A 15,919-nucleotide genomic window follows, 5' to 3' on the forward strand; every position below is an offset into this window, starting at 1 on the left:
TCTCCTTTTCTTATCAGAGCTGCTCATAAGCGGCCCGGTAAAACCTTCTTATTTTATTATCGGGTGTATTCCAGGAAAGTTTCCATTCAACCAGAAAATTTTCAAAAAAAAGTTTGCCTTCTTCGTAGCTGGCAGCTTCAAACTCGAGCTCATAATCGGTTGTACCCGCGTACATAGACTTATCGAATACGAGAAGTCCTTCCGGGATTCTCTTTTCGGTCCGGTCCGTAACGAGACTTCCGAGCCATTTCAGCGAGGGTTCAAACCCGAGAAATGAGCAGAGCTGTTCAGCGGTCTCACCTTCCGGAAGCTGACCGGACTGCTTAAGCGCCTCAAACGCTTCTGCGCTCACCTGCTGATTCGTTTCAAGCAGACCTTTTCCGGAAGGCTGCTTAAGGGTAAACTCAAGACTGCCGGTTTTGACTCGGATACGCAGAGCAGCCCCGGCCTCCCGCAATGCCATATCTGCAGTCTCAAAGTAGTGATTTTCCTGACGAAACGGCTTCGGCATTTGATAATACTTGATCATCTTTTCGTACGTGGCTTTTGTCAAAAGCTGCTTAAATTCAATTTCCATTTCCTGAGGCATGTTTCCTCTCCTTTGTTCGAGACTGATTCTTCTATTATTTCACAGAGGAATGGCCCGGGCAATGAGTCAAAGGACGATTCGGCAGTCTGTTTCTTCGTTTACAAATAGGGGAATAACAGATAATATGGAAAGCGGAAAACGATTGGCAGAAGGAGCGGACGCATGATTATTGTTAAGACTATTCAAGAAGAAAAATCAAACCTGATAGCAAAAGGGGACGTGACGCTCCCATTTCAAGGACTGGAGCCGGAAGGACGCATGCTCGTCGACTCAGATGGAGCAGCATTTGTTTATCTGCTCGCTCACGGTGAAGAATTTATTCATCTGCGCTTTGAAGAGTCTACGTGGCAGGAGCTGCATACATACCGGACCTCCGCAAAGCCCCTGTTCGTCCAGACAGTGCTGAAACCTGTTGAGCTGACAGCGTTCTGGGATGAGCTCGATTTTCTGCTGGACAATATTAAAGGCAATCAGAACTACGGGAAGGAATTCGTCGAAAAAGCGGACGAAATCTTTGAGCTGAACAGCGGGGAGGACTGATCGCAATGATGGACTGGGATGTGCTGCTCACACCGTATAAACAAGCGGTGGAAGAGTTGAAAATTAAGCTGAAGGGAATCCGGGATCAGTATCAGCTGACATCCAAGCATACACCAATTGAATTTGTAACCGGACGTGTAAAGCCGGTCTCCAGCATCCTGGAAAAAGCCAAACGGAAAAACATTCCCTTAAACCGTCTTGAAGAAGATATGCAGGACCTCGCCGGCGTGCGCATCATGTGCCAGTTTGTCGGTGACATTGATACGATCGTAGAGCTTATTAAAGCACGCACTGATTTTTCGATTGTAGAGCAGCGGGATTATATTAAGAATAAAAAAAGGAGCGGTTACCGCTCTTATCATATGATTTTAAAATATCCGGTTCAGACGATCGAGGGCGGCGAAAAAAATACGCTTGTCGAACTGCAGATCCGAACACTTGCCATGAACTTCTGGGCAACGATTGAACACTCGCTGCAATATAAATATGCCGGTAAAATACCGGACGAAATAGAGCAAAGGCTTGTTAAGGCGGCGGAGGCCGCTTTCCAGCTCGATGAAGAGATGTCAAAAATCCGCGGTGAGGTGCAGGAGGCACAGAAGATCATGACAAAACAGCAGGAAGCCTCACGCCGAAAACCATAGGGAAAGGCGGTACGCCATGAATTTTAACGTTCGCTCACGCGGTGACCATTCTTCCAATGTACTTACTCAGCAAGTGAAAACCTATCTGGAAGAATTCGGGCTCGTCTATCATGAGGAAGAACCGGAAATTGTCATCTCCATCGGCGGTGACGGCACGCTGCTGGAAGCCTTTCACCAGTATGCTCACCGGCTTGATTCGACGAGCTTTGTCGGCGTTCACACGGGTCACCTGGGCTTTTATGCAGACTGGCAGCCGGATGAGATTGAAAAGCTAGTGATCCATATCGCGAAGACACCGTTTAAAATCGTTGAATATCCCCTGTTGGAGGTGCTGATCCGTCACACCAACGATTTGGAGAATGAACGCTACTTGGCTTTAAACGAATGTACGGTAAAAAGTATGGAAGGTTCACTTGTGATGGATATTGAGATAAAAGGAGACCACTTTGAAACGTTTCGTGGAGACGGTCTCTGCATGTCAACTCCATCCGGAAGCACAGCTTATAATAAAGCGCTCGGCGGCGCGATTCTGCACCCGTCGCTTGCATCGATTCAGCTGTCGGAAATGGCGTCGATCAATAACCGAGTATACCGTACAATCGGATCACCTGTCGTCCTGCCGGAGCACCATACATGTCTCTTAAAGCCTAAAAACGACGTGGATTTCCAAGTGACAGTTGATCATTTGACTCTCGTTCAAAAAAAAGTTAAATCGATTCAGGTACGGGTTGCTGATGAGAAGGTCCGCTTTGCCCGCTTCAGACCGTTCCCATTTTGGAAAAGGGTAAAGGAGTCGTTCATTTAATGACAGATACTATTCACATCGCGTGGCATGCGTCCCGGTCAACTACCGGGATGTCGCTGCGCGATTTTCTTCGTGTCGAAAAACAAATGTCGCGAAAGCTGCTTGCTGAAGTGAAGTACGAAGGAGGAGAGCTGCTTGTAAACGGAAATACAGCTGACGTCCGATACAGACTGGCAGAAGGAGATCAGATCGAGGTCGTCTTTCCGCCGGAGAAAACGAGTGCAAACATTGTACCGGTGAAAAAGCCGTTAACGATCGTGTATGAGGATGATCATGTGCTGCTGCTTGAGAAGCCTGCCGGCTGTCCGGTGCTTCCGATGTCAGACCGGCTGAAGCCATCACTTGCGGGAGCTGTGCTCGCTTACTATCAAACGATCAGCTGGCCGGCGACAGTGCATATTGTGACAAGACTTGATAAAGATACCACCGGCCTTGTGCTGATCGCAAAGCATCGCTATGCACACAGCCTCCTTACAGCTGCTCAGCAGAATGGAAGCGTTTATCGAGAGTATGAAGCCGTAGTGCGCGGCTCATTTTCCTGGGAAGCTGTCTCGATTCATGCTCCGATCGGCCGCCGTGCCGGAAGTATAGTTGAACAGAAGGTGTCGAAGCACGGGAAGCGGGCAGTAACACACGCTGCTTGCCTGACACGCTCTGAAGAAGAGAGCCGGCTGGCTGTTCGAATTGAAACAGGGCGCACGCATCAGATTCGCGTGCACCTTGCATGGCTCGGCTATCCGCTGGCCGGCGAATCGCTTTATGCTGCTGCAGATAAAAGGCCTGCACACGCGCTGCAGGCCAGAAAAATTGTGTTTCCTCATCCTTATACGGAGCAAATAATTGCTTTTGAGGCAGAAAATCCTCTCGATTAATCATGTGTCCTTTTTAAAGCTCGTCACGAAAACGTGCGAAACTTTTCGTCGACCCGCGGCATCGTGGACGCGACTGAGATTGTTTCCATCTCTGGATAGCGGAGAGCTGTCAGCCTGCCTCCGAATACACAGCCGGTGTCGATATTTACAGTTCGTCCTACGAACCTGGGCGCTTCCACCGGCGTGTGCCCATACACAATCCAGGCATTGCCCTGAGGATAAATGGATGCCCAGTCTCTGCGCTCCGGTCTGCCGTACTCATCGAATTTACCGGTCGTATCACCATAAAGCACAAATGATTTTATTCGTTTTCCTTCCAGTCTTATATCCTCATGGCGGATCCCGGCATGCGCCGCAACAAGTTTTCCGTTATCCAGCACCACATACAGCGGTGCTTCTTCGTATAGCTTCATAAACGAAGTGCGTATGGCCTGCTGCTGACGACCTGGCAAAGCTGCAAACTCGGCAGTTGTCGTTTCCAGTCCGTGCAGAATCTTCACATTGCGCCCTAAAAACCATCTGTATAATTTATCGCAGTGATTACCTGGAACATATACATGTCCCTGAGACACATATCCAGTTACATCATTTATCACCCCGAGCGAATCTGGTCCTCTGTCAGTCAGATCACCGATGAATACGAGCGTTCGGCCATCCGGATGTGAAGCAGTGCCGTTTTTGATTTTGTAGCCGAGCTTTTCAATCAGGCTGTGCATTTCCAGCCGGCAGCCATGAATATCTCCTACAAGATCGTACATTGAGCCAACAGCTCCTTTCCAGCTGTCATTATAGCATGAAAGAATTGACGGCAGGGAGGCAGTACGATAAAATTAGGACCAGATACTAACAGCTGTACAAATCGAGGAGGAAAATCATCATGCAGATCGATCTTTCAAACAGAACGTACGTCGTGATGGGCGTAGCAAATAAACGAAGCATCGCCTGGGGAATTGCCAGAGCATTGGACCAGGCTGGGGCATCTCTCGTATTTACATATGTGGGGGAACGATTTGAGAAAACAGTTCAGGATCTGGCAGATACGCTGAATGGAGATCATTACGTACTGCCTTGCGACGTAACAAGCGATGAGGATCTGGAGAAGGCGTTTAACACAATCGGTGAAAAATCCGGAACGATTCACGGGATTGCTCATTGTGTTGCGTTCGCGAATAAAGACGAGCTTGAAGGCGAGTACCTGAATACGACTCGTGATGGATTTCTGCTTGCCCAGAATATCAGCGCGTATTCACTCACTGCAGCTGCAAAGGCTGCCAGACCATTTCTTGCGGATGACGCGAGCATTGTGACCTTAACGTACCTCGGCGGGGAGCGGTACGTGAAAAACTACAACGTGATGGGTGTTGCAAAAGCCAGCCTGGATGCCAGTGTGAAATATCTGGCACATGATCTTGGAAAAGACGGTGTTCGAGTAAACGCTATTTCAGCTGGGCCGATTCGCACGCTTTCAGCAAAAGGAATCGGCGGATTCAACGAAGTATTGAAAGAAATGGAAGAGCATGCACCGCTAAAACGAACCGTTTCACAGGAGGAGGTTGGCAGCACGGCCTTATTCCTCATGAGCGGACTTGCGTCGGGTATCACCGGAGAAATGCTGCACGTCGACGGAGGCTATCACACCATCGGTTTAAAATAACCTCGTGAAATCAACCTGAATCATTGAAGGCAGAACCGCTCTGATCCATTATCAGAGCGGTTTTTTGCCGTTCAGAAACTCAATCAGGTTTCTTTTTAAAGAATCCTGGGAATACGAAAGTAAGGAGAAGGGGTGATATCATGGGTTATATTCCACTTGTACGGGATGAACAGCCGATGAATTACGCAGCAAGACAGGTTCTCCAGAAGCCGCAGCAGTTAACGGTGGATGGCATTCCGAGAGTAGCATTTCAGGACGTCATGGAACATCGCAATCCATACAGCAGTTACTTTCACCGCTATGAGCGTATTGCAGCACACAAGCTCCGGGCAAATGCTGTTAAGCATCCGGTGCAGGATGAGAAGGCTCAAACATTAAAAGAACGAAAATTAGAAGCTGCGAGACGGCACGAAGCGGAGCTGCTTCATAAGGGAACCACATTCGATGCATCTGTTTAACAGCAACAGGATAGAAACGAGAAGAGGCTTCAGTGAGCATTTTACATGCCCGCTGAAGCCTTTTCTTACTTATAGTGCAGTGCGTTTTCTCCCGCGAAACCGCCTCGTAAACAAAAACAGTGCGACGACTGCCGTCAGGCTGATTGCTAAAAACAAGTTGGAATACAGAGCAAGACCATCATAGATTGCAACAGGGTTCAGCCTTAACGAAGTTTCCTGCAAATCGAGGAATGCTCCGAAAATAGCACTTGAAACAGCACCCGAAAGGAAGTTCATCAAGTTAAACATGCCGATGCCGACCCCGGTTTTTTCTTTCGGCACGAGTTCCGTTAATAAATTAGCTGTTGAGCTTTGTATCAAAGGAAAGGCTACATATTGGACGAGAATACAGAGTGCCAGCAGAAAGGGCGGAATTCCGATGAAGATGGAAATCAGCAGGCTGCCAGTGATGGCAAGCAGAAAAGCAAGCTGCAGAACTGGATAGCTGCCCCTGGATTCCACGAGCCGTCCTCCGCGCTGACCGATTACGGCAGCACCGAGTGCTCCGGGAAAGAGAAGCAATCCGATTTCGATTGTAGAAAGCCCGTAAACGGCTCTTGCCATAATCGGGACGATGAAGATCATACCGAACATGACGCTGGTTCCTAGAAAACTGGTCATCACCGCTGTCGTATAGTATTTATCTTTCAGCATCGCCGGGTCAATAAACGGAGCCGGATGCTTACGGATATGCAGGACAAATACCAGCATGGCTGCTGCGAAAAATCCGAGCCCTGTCAGGCTGAACGCCGTGATAAAAAACAAAAGCCCTGCTACTGCTGAGGCGATCAGCAGTGCACCAATGACATCGATACGCCCTGGACGGACTTCCTCATCTGGAATCCATTTTCTTAAAAACGGGAGCGTAATGAGCGAGAGAATGGACAGGATGAACAAGTAGCGCCAGTCGAAAGCACCACCGATTAATCCACCGGTAATCGGACCAAGTCCGGAAGCAAAAGCGACGGTAGCGGAGACAGTGCCAAAAACCCGTCCGCGTTCTTTCGGCATAAATCTTGCCGGAATAATAAAGGCCAGGGCCGGGATCGTAGCACCGCCGGTTGCCTGTAAAATTCGTGCAGCAAGCAGCATGGCATAGTTTTGCGAAAACAGACCTAGTGTCGCACCGGCAGCAAACAAAATAATTCCGACTGTTAAAATACGCTTGATCGGATACATGTCAGCGAGCTTGCCGTACATCAGTGCTCCGACTGCAAATACAAGAATGTAGCCGGTCATCACCCAGGTCACCTGAGACGGCAATAGCTGAAAATCTTCCGCAATATCTGGTATGGCTACGTTGAACATTGTTCCATTCATAACGGTGAATGTTAAAATAACACAGAGCATGACAACGAGCCGGGTTTTTTGGCTGCGCGTCAGCTCTGCGGGTGTTTTATCTGACATAAAGGGGTCCTCCAACAGTCAAAATTACAGACTGTGTAATTAATGCGTAAGGTTTGTATAAACAGGGTATAGAAATTCGAACAGGATAATTATTTCGAGTCTGAAAACAATCACGTTCATATCTTACGTCTGAAGTGAGAACCTGTCAATCAATCAAATGAGGGAGTGTCGATTATGACTAAGAAAATTGCTGCATTTTGTGGAAGTCTGCGTAAAGAATCATTCAATAAACAAGTACTGGATACGATGGTGCAGCTTGCACCCGACAACTTTGATGTTTCGGTTTTATCAATTGAGGAAATTCCGCTTTACAACGCGGATATTGAAGCAGAGGGTGTGCCTGCCCCTGTGCAGTCGTTTAAGGATCAGCTGAAAGCAGCAGATGGTATCTGGATCGTAACGCCGGAATATTCGGCCAGCATGCCTGGTGTTCTGAAAAATGTGCTGGACTGGGCCGGGAGCATGACAGTGGAAAATGCGCTGGATCAAAAGCCAGTATTGATCGCCGGAGCTTCCCCGACACAGCAGGGCACCGCTTTTGCACAGGCTCATTTACGGCAGACGCTGGCAGCGTGTAATGCCTATCCGATGCAGCAGCCGCAGCTATACATCGGCGGAGTGCCAAATAAGCTGAGCGGCGGTAAAGTGGAGGATGAGAAAACAAATGAGTTCCTTGAAAAAGCAATGAACGATTTCGACACTTGGATGGAAACGTTAAGTAAATAAGAAGAGGGTTGCAGAACGGACGTTCGTGATGTAAGCTGTTCAGGGAAAGAATAAGTTAAAGAGGTGGCTGATCAGTCATGGAGGTGCTTGATTGGAGCTATGGCCGCAGATATCAGATAAAGGCCGTGTTTTCCAAATTCTCGAATTCAACTGTCATTTTTCGCTCTTTCCCTGCCTATTATTTTATTTATACGGTTCGCTGGTCCGAGGAAGATCCTGTTGTCACGAGGGAGGACCTCGTAGAAATGGAGAAAATACTGAATGACATGCTGGGTTTGCTTGAAAACTATGAGAACCGTCGGGCTATTCAGTTAAGATAGAACGTGCCGATTAAAAACCCAATTAAAAATGTAACAAAAAACATCGTTATTCCGGCAAAGACGACGACGATCGTCTTCTGTTTGGTAGTTAATTCCGCAAATTTATTCAGCAATGAACGTTACCTGCCTTTCTGTCTTTTGCATGGCAGCGCGCTGCCAGCCGGCAGACGCGCTTTTTTTATACTTGCTTCCGTTACCAGTTTACCGGCCTGCTGTGTGCCGACGCAAGCTTCTTTCACCTCAAAAGGAGTTATCCTTTGTTTTCCAACCTGGTTTCGGCTAAGATAGAGACCGGATATAAATTACGGAGGTGGAACGATGTCCTCTTATTCAGATAAAGAAAAATACATTATTGAATCATTTCAGCAGGATGAGCTGATGATGGCGCATGTCTTTTCTCAGTGGTGCGTGAATAATGGACTCGATCCTGTACAGGTATATAAAGAAGCTTACGGCACAGCTGACAGCAGCGTGTTAAACCAGGCTGTCGAGCTGACGGTTTCAAAAGAAGAGGCCGGCGATATTTCTACCTCCACTCTTTTAAACGTATTAAGCCTTTATAACAATGATGCTCTGGCAGAGCGGGTAGTTTATTATGATAATCAGAAAGGATCGAAGTAAACATGAAAAAATCACTCTTAATAGTCACGGCCTCTGCAGCAGTACTCGCTGCGTGCGGCGCCGATGAAAGCAACAATAATGCAACAGGCGGGAGCGAAGCCGGAGACGAAGATGTCTTTGAGGTAGCCGTCATTCCCTCACAATCAATCGGCGAAATGGAAGAAGGACTGAACCTGCTGGAAGAGCATCTGGCAGAAACGTTGGAAGAAGACATCGAAGTGACGCACTATCCGAGCTACAATGCGGTGGTAGAAGCGATTAACTTCGGACACGTCGATCTGGCTTACTTTGGCCCGGTAACGTACTTAATTGCGTTTGAACAAAGCGGAGCTGAAGCCATTCTGACACAGACGATTGACGGGGATCCATATTATTACTCTTATATCATTACGCAGCCTGACGCACCTTGGGATGATCTGGATGAACTGCTTGCCGACGTAGACGATATTCAGTTTGCGTTTGGAAGCCAGTCCTCTACTTCCGGATTCGCCATTCCCGCCTATGAGTTGCTGCAGCAGGGAGTATATGAGAGTGAAAGCACATATGAGTTCGAAAGCGTACAGTTTACTGGTTCTCACGATATAACAGCTGATGCGGTGGCTAACGGTTCCGTTGATGCAGGGGCGATTGACAGTGCTATTTTTCAGGCTCTGATCAATGATGGACTAATTGATGAAGACGATTATAAGATCATTTGGGAATCCCAGCAGCTTTATCAGTATCCTTGGGCAGTTCCTGACGGCACGAGCGATGAACGCATCAGCGATATTCAGGAAGCATTTATGGCTGTTGATGATGAGCGGATTCTGCAAATTTTTGGCGGTGCAGACGCATTTGTTGAAGCTTCACCGGATGAATATGAAGTAGTACTCGAAGCAGCAAGAGCATTTGACCTGCTTGAGCCGGAGGAAGAAGATGAGGAGAATGACAACGGCGCTGACGAGGCTGAAAACGAATAAAGGAAGGTAGCCGATGGTTTGGTTTCGTAAACGCATGCTCATATATGCGGGGATTCTCCTCGTACTGCTAATATTAAGCGGAAGAGGCTCGGATTTTTCCATAACCGGCCTCTTTCAGCTTGGAAACACGTGGGAAATGCTCACGGATCGGTTTTTTCCTCCGCGCTGGGATCTTGTTCCCTACTTACTCCAGCAATCCTTAATCACAATGTCAATCGCGTTTTTTGGAACACTGACTGCGCTGCTGGTTGCCCTCCCATTAAGCTTTCTGGCGGCAGAAAATACGTCAGGATCGGCACCTGGATTTTATTTAGTGCGCTCCTTGCTCAGCGTGTTCAGATCCGTACCGGAGATCGTTTTTGGGCTGATATTTGTTGTCTCTTTGGGCCTTGGTCCTTTTGCCGCTCTGCTGGCTATTTTTTTGCACAACGTTTCGGTGCTCGGCAAGCTGATCGCAGAACTTGTTGAGTCTTCCGACAAAGGACCTCAGGAAGCAATGAGTTCAGTCGGAGCCGGGCGAAGAACCGGACAGTTATTTTCGATCATTCCGCAAATATGGCCGAATGTGCTGTCCCACTATTTTTACCGGTTTGAAGTAGCGATCCGTACGTCACTCGTTCTTGGAATGATCGGCGGCGGGGGACTAGGTCAGAGTCTCATGAATTATTATAACAGCCTCGCCTACACGTCGATGGCAACCGCCATTATCATTATTATGGTGCTTGTAATCATCGTTGACGTCAGCGGCGGTATTGTTCGCAAGCGGGTGATTTGAGGGGATGGAAAACTATGCTGGATTTTAATAACGTTACTGTCCGCTATGATGAAGCAGAGGATCCCGCAGTGGACGGGCTGACGATGCAAATTGCCAAAGGTGAGTTTGTCTGCGTGCTTGGCCGAAGCGGGGCAGGCAAGTCAACGTTTATCCGCACGATCAACGGGCTTCAGCCGCTTACGGGCGGTTCAGTTACAGCACTTGGCTATGAGCTTGGGGGCCTTGATCAAAAGAAGCTGCGTCAGCTTCGGTCTGAGATCGGCATGATTTTCCAACACTTCTCGTTGATTCCAAGAATGACCGTCCGACAGAATGTGTATACGGGGAGGTTCGGCAAACGAAGTTCCTACCGTAACTACCTTGGACTTTTTACAGAAGAAGAAAAGCAGCTCACAAGCTATTTTCTGGAGGAAGTTGGACTGCTTCCTTACGCTGACCGCCGTGTAGAGAGGCTCAGCGGAGGTCAGAAGCAACGAGTAGGCATTGCGCGTGCCATGGTTCAGGAACCATCCATTCTATTAGGAGATGAACCAGTCGCCAGTCTGGACCCGACGACATCCGATCATATTTTCCAATTGCTCCGACAGCTTCACGAGGAACGAGAACTGACGACTGTAATCAATGTTCATGATGTCGAGCTGGCGAAAAAATATGCATCAAGGATCATTGGTTTGAAGCAGGGCCGGCTCGTATTTGACGGATCACCGGATGATATGTCTAAAGCCGATCTCGATGATATTTATGAATAGATGGACGTTGAAACAGTGATACACCTGTTCATGCAGAATAGAAAGCAAATGCACACGTTTAAAAAGTAACATGACGATGATGCGACTCAGTTTTATAAATGCATTAAACGTCCTCTTCCGGAAAGAGGGCGTTTTTGTTGTTAAAAGCGTGATCGTTCACGACCTGCCTGATCAGGAGACTGTGCTGAAAAAGTCTTTAACAGCAGAAATTTCGGCAAACGCTGCGTCATATTTGTAGTTCCGCTTCCATTTGAATTGTCGTATACTGAATAGTAGCATAATTAGATCTGGCGATGGGGGTGAATGGATGGAAGAAATGAGAAGGCTTTTTTTGAAGCAGGCAACAAAAAGCTATTTAATTGGTTCATCTGCAGCGCTTTTTTGTGCAGTAAGCCTGATCATCTTCCATACATCCGGGTTGGCAGGAAGTGAACTCTTAGTTCTTTTCCTCATTCTTTCGGTTTCACTTCCCATCATGCTTAGTGCAGAATACCTTTCGTTTAAACGTCACACAAAATCCCTAAGGAAATTAGTGCCTGCTTCTCCATCCGCAGAATGGCAGGCTGCTGTCAGGGAAACGATGCAGTATCCTGTTTCATCTGTAAAGCGGGTAATGGGTCCGCATTTCATCGGCATAAGTCTTCCTGCTTCAGCGCTAACGCTGATGGCAATCATGATCGACCTGCTTTCCTTTTCACCCGTTTACATCCTGTTTGCGACAGCTGCAGGATTATTAGTTACTGGGCTGCATGCAATGATTGAGTTTTATTTAATTTACAGGCCGAGTATCAATATGGCTGCTGTTTTAAATGAAGAAGCACCTGAGAATCTGATTGGTCTTCGTGAGCGGTCTCTGTTTGTCACCTCCTTTCGGCAGAAGCTGATAATCAGCCTTGTATTTACTTCCTCCTTTCCGGTATTGCTGCTTCTGCTTTCCTTTCAGGTGAGAAGAATGTCAGGGACTGCTGAACCAATGGCAGAATTTTGGACATGGGCTTCCTTACTTGTGCTGATTACGGCAGTTACTGCATGGGCTGGTGCCTGGCTGCTTTATCGTCATCTGCTGATCCCTCTTTCCAAACTGCAGGAGGGATTTCGGATGGCAGCATCGGGAGAGTGGAGGCCGGTCCAGTCTGTCTTTGGCGATGAATTCGATGAGCTTTCCAACGGATTTAATGCGATGATAAGCGGCATCGAGCGCCGGGAGAGACGAAACCGCGAGCTGCTTCAGAATGTGTTTTCTTTTTTTGCAGCGGCACTGGATGCGAGAGACGAGTACACAGCCGGTCACTCCAGACGAGTAGCTTCTTACGCCGTCTCGATCGCTAAAGAAGCTGGCTTTTCTGAAAGTGAACAGGATTTAGTATATAAAGCAGGGCTGCTTCACGACGTTGGTAAAATCGGAGTACCGGATTCGATATTACTTAAGACAGGAAAGCTGACGGAAACTGAATACGCAGCAATGAAGAAGCATCCTGAAATAGGAGAACAAATGCTGATTGAAGCTAATCTGCCGGGAGAGTGGATCGGGGTGCTGCCAGGTGTTAGACACCATCACGAGCGCATGGATGGAACCGGTTATCCGGACGGTCTGACAGGGCAGAATATACCGGTGCTCGGCAGGCTGCTCGCTGTAGCGGATTCTTATGATGCGATGACATCAGATCGTCCTTATGTAAAGGGAATTTCGGCACGTCAGGCACTCCGTGCAATTGAAGAAGGAAAAGGTCGGCAGTTTGATCCGCGTTTTGCAGACGCATTTTTGTATGTAATGAAAACAAGTACGAAAGATAAAGGAATCAAGCTCGAAGCTGTCGAATAAAACAGAAAAGGGAGGGGATTCGTCTGCGGTATTCAGAAGAAATCCACCATTCGCTGTCTTCCATGAAGCAGCGCGTATTGACCATCACCTCCTTAACAATAGCCGGGCTCGGCATATTGTTTCTCGGAGCGAACTTTTTAAATGAGCAGTCACTTGGCAATATCACTGTCACGCTGCTCGTGCTGCCTGTATATGGAGCCGTTCTCGCAGCTCTGTTGCTGAAGAAGCGGATTAACAGCAATATTCACAGCTATATCAATATCGGAGCAGTTTATATAACCGGGATTTTAAGCGCTCATTTTTACGGGATGATCGGGCCGGGAATGATGTTTTTTCTCGCCTCAGGCTTTATGGCGACCATTCTTCTCACGAGACGTCCGGCCTACCTGCTGATCAGTTTAAATCTGATCACGGCTGCTGGATATTATTATTTATGGACGACAGGGCTGCTCACGTTCGGATTCGATGTGACCGAATATGCGTCTTCAGTTGAAACGTTTATTTCACGAATCATGATGCTCGCCTTTTTTGCAGGCCTTCTTTTCATAAACCAGCATCAGATTGTCGATTACCTTATGGGGACATTGAATGAAGTAAGTCAGACGCATCGGAAGCTGAACGACCAGTACCGTGAAACTGAATCTGCCAGAAAAAAGCTTGAGATCAGTGAACATCAATACAGAGTATTGATTGATCATACGGACGACTTCATTTATGGACTGACGCTCGATGGAAGGATTATTTCCATTAATCCGGCGATGGAGAAAGCTATGAATCTGGATGAGACAAAGGTTGCCGGAACGTCGATGTTTCATTATTTGCCAAATGAGGAACATTCTTTAAAACTGGAGCATGCGCTGGCTGACATCCGGCTTGGCAAGCCTTCAGCGGCTTATGTGGTGATCACCGAACAGGCAGGAGCCAGGCACGTGACGCTTACACCGGTTAAAGACGCAGATGGAACTGTCAGTATGGTGACGGGCCGGGCAAATGATGTTACACAGCTGTTGGAGAAAGAGCGGGAAATAAAACGGCTCGCGTATTCTGATCCATTAACAGGGCTGGGCAATCGAACAACAATGGAGCAGGAAGTGGAGCGCAGACTGAAGCGGGGGGAGAATTTTGCCCTGCTGTATTTTGACCTTGACCGATTTAAACGAGTAAATGATACGCTGGGCCATACTGCAGGTGATGAGCTGCTTAAGCAGATTGCCACCAGGGTTCGCTCTATCTTACAAGAGGGAGCGCACGCTGCAAGGGTTGGTGGCGACGAGTTTGCGGTGATCATCGAAGGCGATGGGCAGATGGAAGCAGAGAAAATAAGAAGCATTTTGCTGGAACCGGTGACTCTCAACGATATTTCATTTTACACCGGTGCCAGCATCGGACTCGTCTGTTCGCCGGATCATGGCACTGCATTGGAACAGCTTCTCCAGAAAGCGGATGAAGCAATGTACCGCTCAAAAGCAGCTGGAGGCGCAAAAGTGAGCGTGTACGATGATTCGATGAGAGAAGAGACCATGCTGCAGGTGAAACGCGAGCATGAGCTCCGCCAGGCACTTCAGCGAGATGAGTTGAAGCTTCACTATCAGCCGGTCATCCATGCCGCAACCGGGAATATCCGAGGTATGGAGGCGCTGCTTCGCTGGGAGAACCAATCATTTCCAAGTACCGGTCCTCAGGAATTCATTCCAATTCTGGAATCAAACGGGCTGATTACGGAGTTCGGGGAGTGGGTGCTTGAGCAGGCCTGCTTTTTCGCAGAAGCATGCACCACTGATAACTGGCGCCCGGTAGTATCCGTTAACGTATCGCCTGTTCAGATGAAAAAGCCCGGATTTGTGGAGTCGGTTCGCAGTATACTTGGCAGGTCATGTCTGGCACCTGAGCAGCTCGAGCTTGAAATCACCGAAGGGACCATGATGGATACCTCCAGAAAAACGATTCAAACTCTGGAGCTTCTGCGTGAAGCGAGAATCCGCACAGCTCTGGACGATTTTGGAACCGGATACAGTTCACTCAGTTATCTCCGTGAGCTTCCAATTGATACATTGAAGCTGGATAAATCATTTTTAAAAGAAGAAAGCACCGACCGGGTCGGAAAACATGTTACAGATGCCGTTATTGCCATGGCGCATGCACTGCGGCTTTATGTAGTAGCTGAAGGAGTCGAAACGAAAGCACAGGCGGAGGATCTGAAAAGCCGCGGCTGTGATTTTTTGCAAGGCTATTGTTTTTCAGAGCCGCTTGATCCAGAGTCATTCAAAGCATGGGTAAAATTAGAAAGGAGTGCAGCTGATGTTTTGCAGAAGAGCAGTGAAAGAGGACATCAATGATATTCAGGATATCGCCGTTCAATCCTGGCATGACACATATGAAGGTCTGATTCCAAGAGAGATTCAGGATGCTTTTTTAAATAAGGCATATTCTTACGAGCGAATGGAGGAACGACTGGAGAAAAACAATGTATTCGTATGTGAAAAAAGCGGACATGTTATCGGGTTCACATCTTTTTTTCATGAGTCCGACACCTCAGCGGAAGTATCGGCGATCTATGTCCTTCCTGGAGCTCAGCGGGAGGGAGTCGGATCTTCTCTCATGAAGCACATATGGGCACATATGCAAAATGTGGAGGAGTTGTATGTAGACGTTGAGGCCGGGAACGAGAAAGCCGAAAACTTTTATGCGATGCTGGGCTTTACTGTGATGCAGGAATTTGATGAAGTATTTGAAGGGCACACGATGAGAACGAAACGACTTAGGCTGACGGCTGCAGAAGCCTGCGATCAGGCGATATAAAGCATATACAAACAAGGGGCTGTCTCAAAAGCCCTTTATGAAACAAAAAAAGCGGTGCCGGATGTGTCCGGTTCCGCTTTTTTTGGAATGAAATGAGAAAATGATAAAAAAAACAGCAGAAAGCCGAGCGGCTCCCGGCC

The 15,919-nt window shown here is 47.9% G+C and carries 18 protein-coding genes; 14 read left to right on the top strand and 4 right to left on the bottom strand.

What is annotated here, in order from left to right; genetic code table 11:
• Positions 1–13: 13 nt before the first annotated feature.
• The gene (locus tag HCN83_RS16545) at positions 14–589 is read right to left on the bottom strand and encodes a CYTH domain-containing protein (RefSeq protein ID WP_168009304.1); all 576 of its coding nucleotides are present in this window, start codon (positions 587–589) and stop codon (positions 14–16) included.
• A gap of 162 nt (positions 590–751) precedes the next feature.
• On the opposite strand from HCN83_RS16545, the gene HCN83_RS16550 reads away from it, so the two are divergent.
• Genes HCN83_RS16550 through HCN83_RS16565 form a run of 4 tightly spaced genes read left to right on the top strand, consistent with a single transcriptional unit; the run spans position 752 to position 3,450 of the window.
• A complete protein-coding gene (locus HCN83_RS16550; RefSeq protein ID WP_168009306.1) occupies positions 752–1,129 on the top strand; it encodes a hypothetical protein in 378 nt (125 codons plus the stop codon).
• A gap of 5 nt (positions 1,130–1,134) precedes the next feature.
• A complete protein-coding gene (locus tag HCN83_RS16555) occupies positions 1,135–1,773 on the top strand; it encodes a GTP pyrophosphokinase (RefSeq protein WP_281351771.1) in 639 nt (212 codons plus the stop codon).
• Positions 1,774–1,789: 16 nt separating this feature from the next.
• A complete protein-coding gene (locus tag HCN83_RS16560; protein WP_168009307.1) occupies positions 1,790–2,578 on the top strand; it encodes an NAD kinase in 789 nt (262 codons plus the stop codon).
• On the top strand, positions 2,578–3,450 hold the full coding sequence (locus HCN83_RS16565; protein WP_168009309.1) for an RluA family pseudouridine synthase: 873 nt from the start codon (positions 2,578–2,580) through the stop codon (positions 3,448–3,450). Before HCN83_RS16560 ends, HCN83_RS16565 begins: the two co-directional genes overlap by 1 nt.
• 23 nt (positions 3,451–3,473) lie before the next feature.
• Here the strand turns inward: HCN83_RS16565 and prpE are convergent, their stop codons facing one another.
• The gene (gene prpE / locus HCN83_RS16570; protein WP_168009311.1) at positions 3,474–4,208 is read right to left on the bottom strand and encodes a bis(5'-nucleosyl)-tetraphosphatase PrpE; all 735 of its coding nucleotides are present in this window, start codon (positions 4,206–4,208) and stop codon (positions 3,474–3,476) included.
• Positions 4,209–4,327: 119 nt separating this feature from the next.
• On the opposite strand from prpE, the gene fabI reads away from it, so the two are divergent.
• A complete protein-coding gene (gene fabI / locus HCN83_RS16575) occupies positions 4,328–5,104 on the top strand; it encodes an enoyl-ACP reductase FabI (RefSeq protein WP_168009313.1) in 777 nt (258 codons plus the stop codon).
• A gap of 140 nt (positions 5,105–5,244) precedes the next feature.
• Positions 5,245–5,562: a hypothetical protein gene (locus tag HCN83_RS16580; RefSeq protein ID WP_168009315.1), complete on the top strand. Its 318-nt coding sequence runs from the start codon at positions 5,245–5,247 to the stop codon at positions 5,560–5,562.
• Positions 5,563–5,631: 69 nt separating this feature from the next.
• Here the strand turns inward: HCN83_RS16580 and HCN83_RS16585 are convergent, their stop codons facing one another.
• The gene (locus HCN83_RS16585) at positions 5,632–7,008 is read right to left on the bottom strand and encodes an MFS transporter (protein ID WP_168009317.1); all 1,377 of its coding nucleotides are present in this window, start codon (positions 7,006–7,008) and stop codon (positions 5,632–5,634) included.
• Between the two features lie 174 nt (positions 7,009–7,182).
• Between HCN83_RS16585 and HCN83_RS16590 the strand changes: the two genes are divergently transcribed.
• Entirely contained in the window at positions 7,183–7,734 is a 552-nt protein-coding gene (locus tag HCN83_RS16590) for an NADPH-dependent FMN reductase (RefSeq protein ID WP_168009319.1), read from the top strand.
• Between the two features lie 307 nt (positions 7,735–8,041).
• Here the strand turns inward: HCN83_RS16590 and HCN83_RS18670 are convergent, their stop codons facing one another.
• Positions 8,042–8,167, bottom strand: coding sequence for a hypothetical protein (locus HCN83_RS18670; RefSeq protein ID WP_281351773.1), 126 nt, complete (start codon positions 8,165–8,167; stop codon positions 8,042–8,044).
• Between the two features lie 205 nt (positions 8,168–8,372).
• On the opposite strand from HCN83_RS18670, the gene HCN83_RS16595 reads away from it, so the two are divergent.
• The 7 genes from HCN83_RS16595 to HCN83_RS16625 all read left to right on the top strand — a co-directional run bounded on the left by HCN83_RS16595 (position 8,373) and on the right by HCN83_RS16625 (position 15,779).
• Positions 8,373–8,675, top strand: a complete 303-nt coding sequence (locus tag HCN83_RS16595; RefSeq protein WP_168009321.1) for a hypothetical protein — start codon at positions 8,373–8,375, stop codon at positions 8,673–8,675.
• 2 nt (positions 8,676–8,677) lie between these two features.
• Entirely contained in the window at positions 8,678–9,634 is a 957-nt protein-coding gene (gene phnD / locus HCN83_RS16600; protein WP_168009323.1) for a phosphate/phosphite/phosphonate ABC transporter substrate-binding protein, read from the top strand.
• A 13-nt stretch (positions 9,635–9,647) separates the two neighbouring features.
• Positions 9,648–10,409, top strand: a complete 762-nt coding sequence (gene phnE, locus HCN83_RS16605; RefSeq protein WP_168009325.1) for a phosphonate ABC transporter, permease protein PhnE — start codon at positions 9,648–9,650, stop codon at positions 10,407–10,409.
• A gap of 14 nt (positions 10,410–10,423) precedes the next feature.
• Positions 10,424–11,158, top strand: coding sequence for a phosphonate ABC transporter ATP-binding protein (gene phnC / locus HCN83_RS16610; protein ID WP_168009327.1), 735 nt, complete (start codon positions 10,424–10,426; stop codon positions 11,156–11,158).
• Positions 11,159–11,465: 307 nt separating this feature from the next.
• Entirely contained in the window at positions 11,466–12,980 is a 1,515-nt protein-coding gene (locus tag HCN83_RS16615; RefSeq protein WP_168009329.1) for an HD-GYP domain-containing protein, read from the top strand.
• Positions 12,981–13,042: 62 nt separating this feature from the next.
• Entirely contained in the window at positions 13,043–15,316 is a 2,274-nt protein-coding gene (locus HCN83_RS16620) for a putative bifunctional diguanylate cyclase/phosphodiesterase (RefSeq protein ID WP_168009331.1), read from the top strand.
• Positions 15,279–15,779 (top strand): GNAT family N-acetyltransferase, encoded by a 501-nt coding sequence (locus HCN83_RS16625; protein ID WP_168009333.1) that lies wholly within the window; start codon positions 15,279–15,281, stop codon positions 15,777–15,779. The genes HCN83_RS16620 and HCN83_RS16625 overlap by 38 nt, the downstream gene beginning before the upstream one ends.
• The last annotated feature ends 140 nt before the right edge of the window (positions 15,780–15,919 follow it).

This window comes from Alkalicoccus luteus (assembly GCF_012034335.1).
In the GTDB taxonomy this organism is placed as follows: Bacteria; Bacillota; Bacilli; order Bacillales; family Salisediminibacteriaceae; genus Alkalicoccus; species Alkalicoccus luteus_A.

What these genes read in the sequence shown, in the direction of transcription:
- HCN83_RS16545 (WP_168009304.1), bottom strand. Translation starts at nt 589, where the DNA reads ATGCCTCAGGAAATGGAAATTGAATTTAAGCAGCTTTTGACAAAAGCC.
- HCN83_RS16550 (WP_168009306.1), top strand. Translation starts at nt 752, where the DNA reads ATGATTATTGTTAAGACTATTCAAGAAGAAAAATCAAACCTGATAGCA.
- HCN83_RS16555 (WP_281351771.1), top strand. Translation starts at nt 1,135, where the DNA reads ATGATGGACTGGGATGTGCTGCTCACACCGTATAAACAAGCGGTGGAA.
- HCN83_RS16560 (WP_168009307.1), top strand. Translation starts at nt 1,790, where the DNA reads ATGAATTTTAACGTTCGCTCACGCGGTGACCATTCTTCCAATGTACTT.
- HCN83_RS16565 (WP_168009309.1), top strand. Translation starts at nt 2,578, where the DNA reads ATGACAGATACTATTCACATCGCGTGGCATGCGTCCCGGTCAACTACC.
- prpE (WP_168009311.1), bottom strand. Translation starts at nt 4,208, where the DNA reads ATGTACGATCTTGTAGGAGATATTCATGGCTGCCGGCTGGAAATGCAC.
- fabI (WP_168009313.1), top strand. Translation starts at nt 4,328, where the DNA reads ATGCAGATCGATCTTTCAAACAGAACGTACGTCGTGATGGGCGTAGCA.
- HCN83_RS16580 (WP_168009315.1), top strand. Translation starts at nt 5,245, where the DNA reads ATGGGTTATATTCCACTTGTACGGGATGAACAGCCGATGAATTACGCA.
- HCN83_RS16585 (WP_168009317.1), bottom strand. Translation starts at nt 7,008, where the DNA reads ATGTCAGATAAAACACCCGCAGAGCTGACGCGCAGCCAAAAAACCCGG.
- HCN83_RS16590 (WP_168009319.1), top strand. Translation starts at nt 7,183, where the DNA reads ATGACTAAGAAAATTGCTGCATTTTGTGGAAGTCTGCGTAAAGAATCA.
- HCN83_RS16595 (WP_168009321.1), top strand. Translation starts at nt 8,373, where the DNA reads ATGTCCTCTTATTCAGATAAAGAAAAATACATTATTGAATCATTTCAG.
- phnD (WP_168009323.1), top strand. Translation starts at nt 8,678, where the DNA reads ATGAAAAAATCACTCTTAATAGTCACGGCCTCTGCAGCAGTACTCGCT.
- phnE (WP_168009325.1), top strand. Translation starts at nt 9,648, where the DNA reads ATGGTTTGGTTTCGTAAACGCATGCTCATATATGCGGGGATTCTCCTC.
- phnC (WP_168009327.1), top strand. Translation starts at nt 10,424, where the DNA reads ATGCTGGATTTTAATAACGTTACTGTCCGCTATGATGAAGCAGAGGAT.
- HCN83_RS16615 (WP_168009329.1), top strand. Translation starts at nt 11,466, where the DNA reads ATGGAAGAAATGAGAAGGCTTTTTTTGAAGCAGGCAACAAAAAGCTAT.
- HCN83_RS16620 (WP_168009331.1), top strand. Translation starts at nt 13,043, where the DNA reads ATGAAGCAGCGCGTATTGACCATCACCTCCTTAACAATAGCCGGGCTC.
- HCN83_RS16625 (WP_168009333.1), top strand. Translation starts at nt 15,279, where the DNA reads ATGTTTTGCAGAAGAGCAGTGAAAGAGGACATCAATGATATTCAGGAT.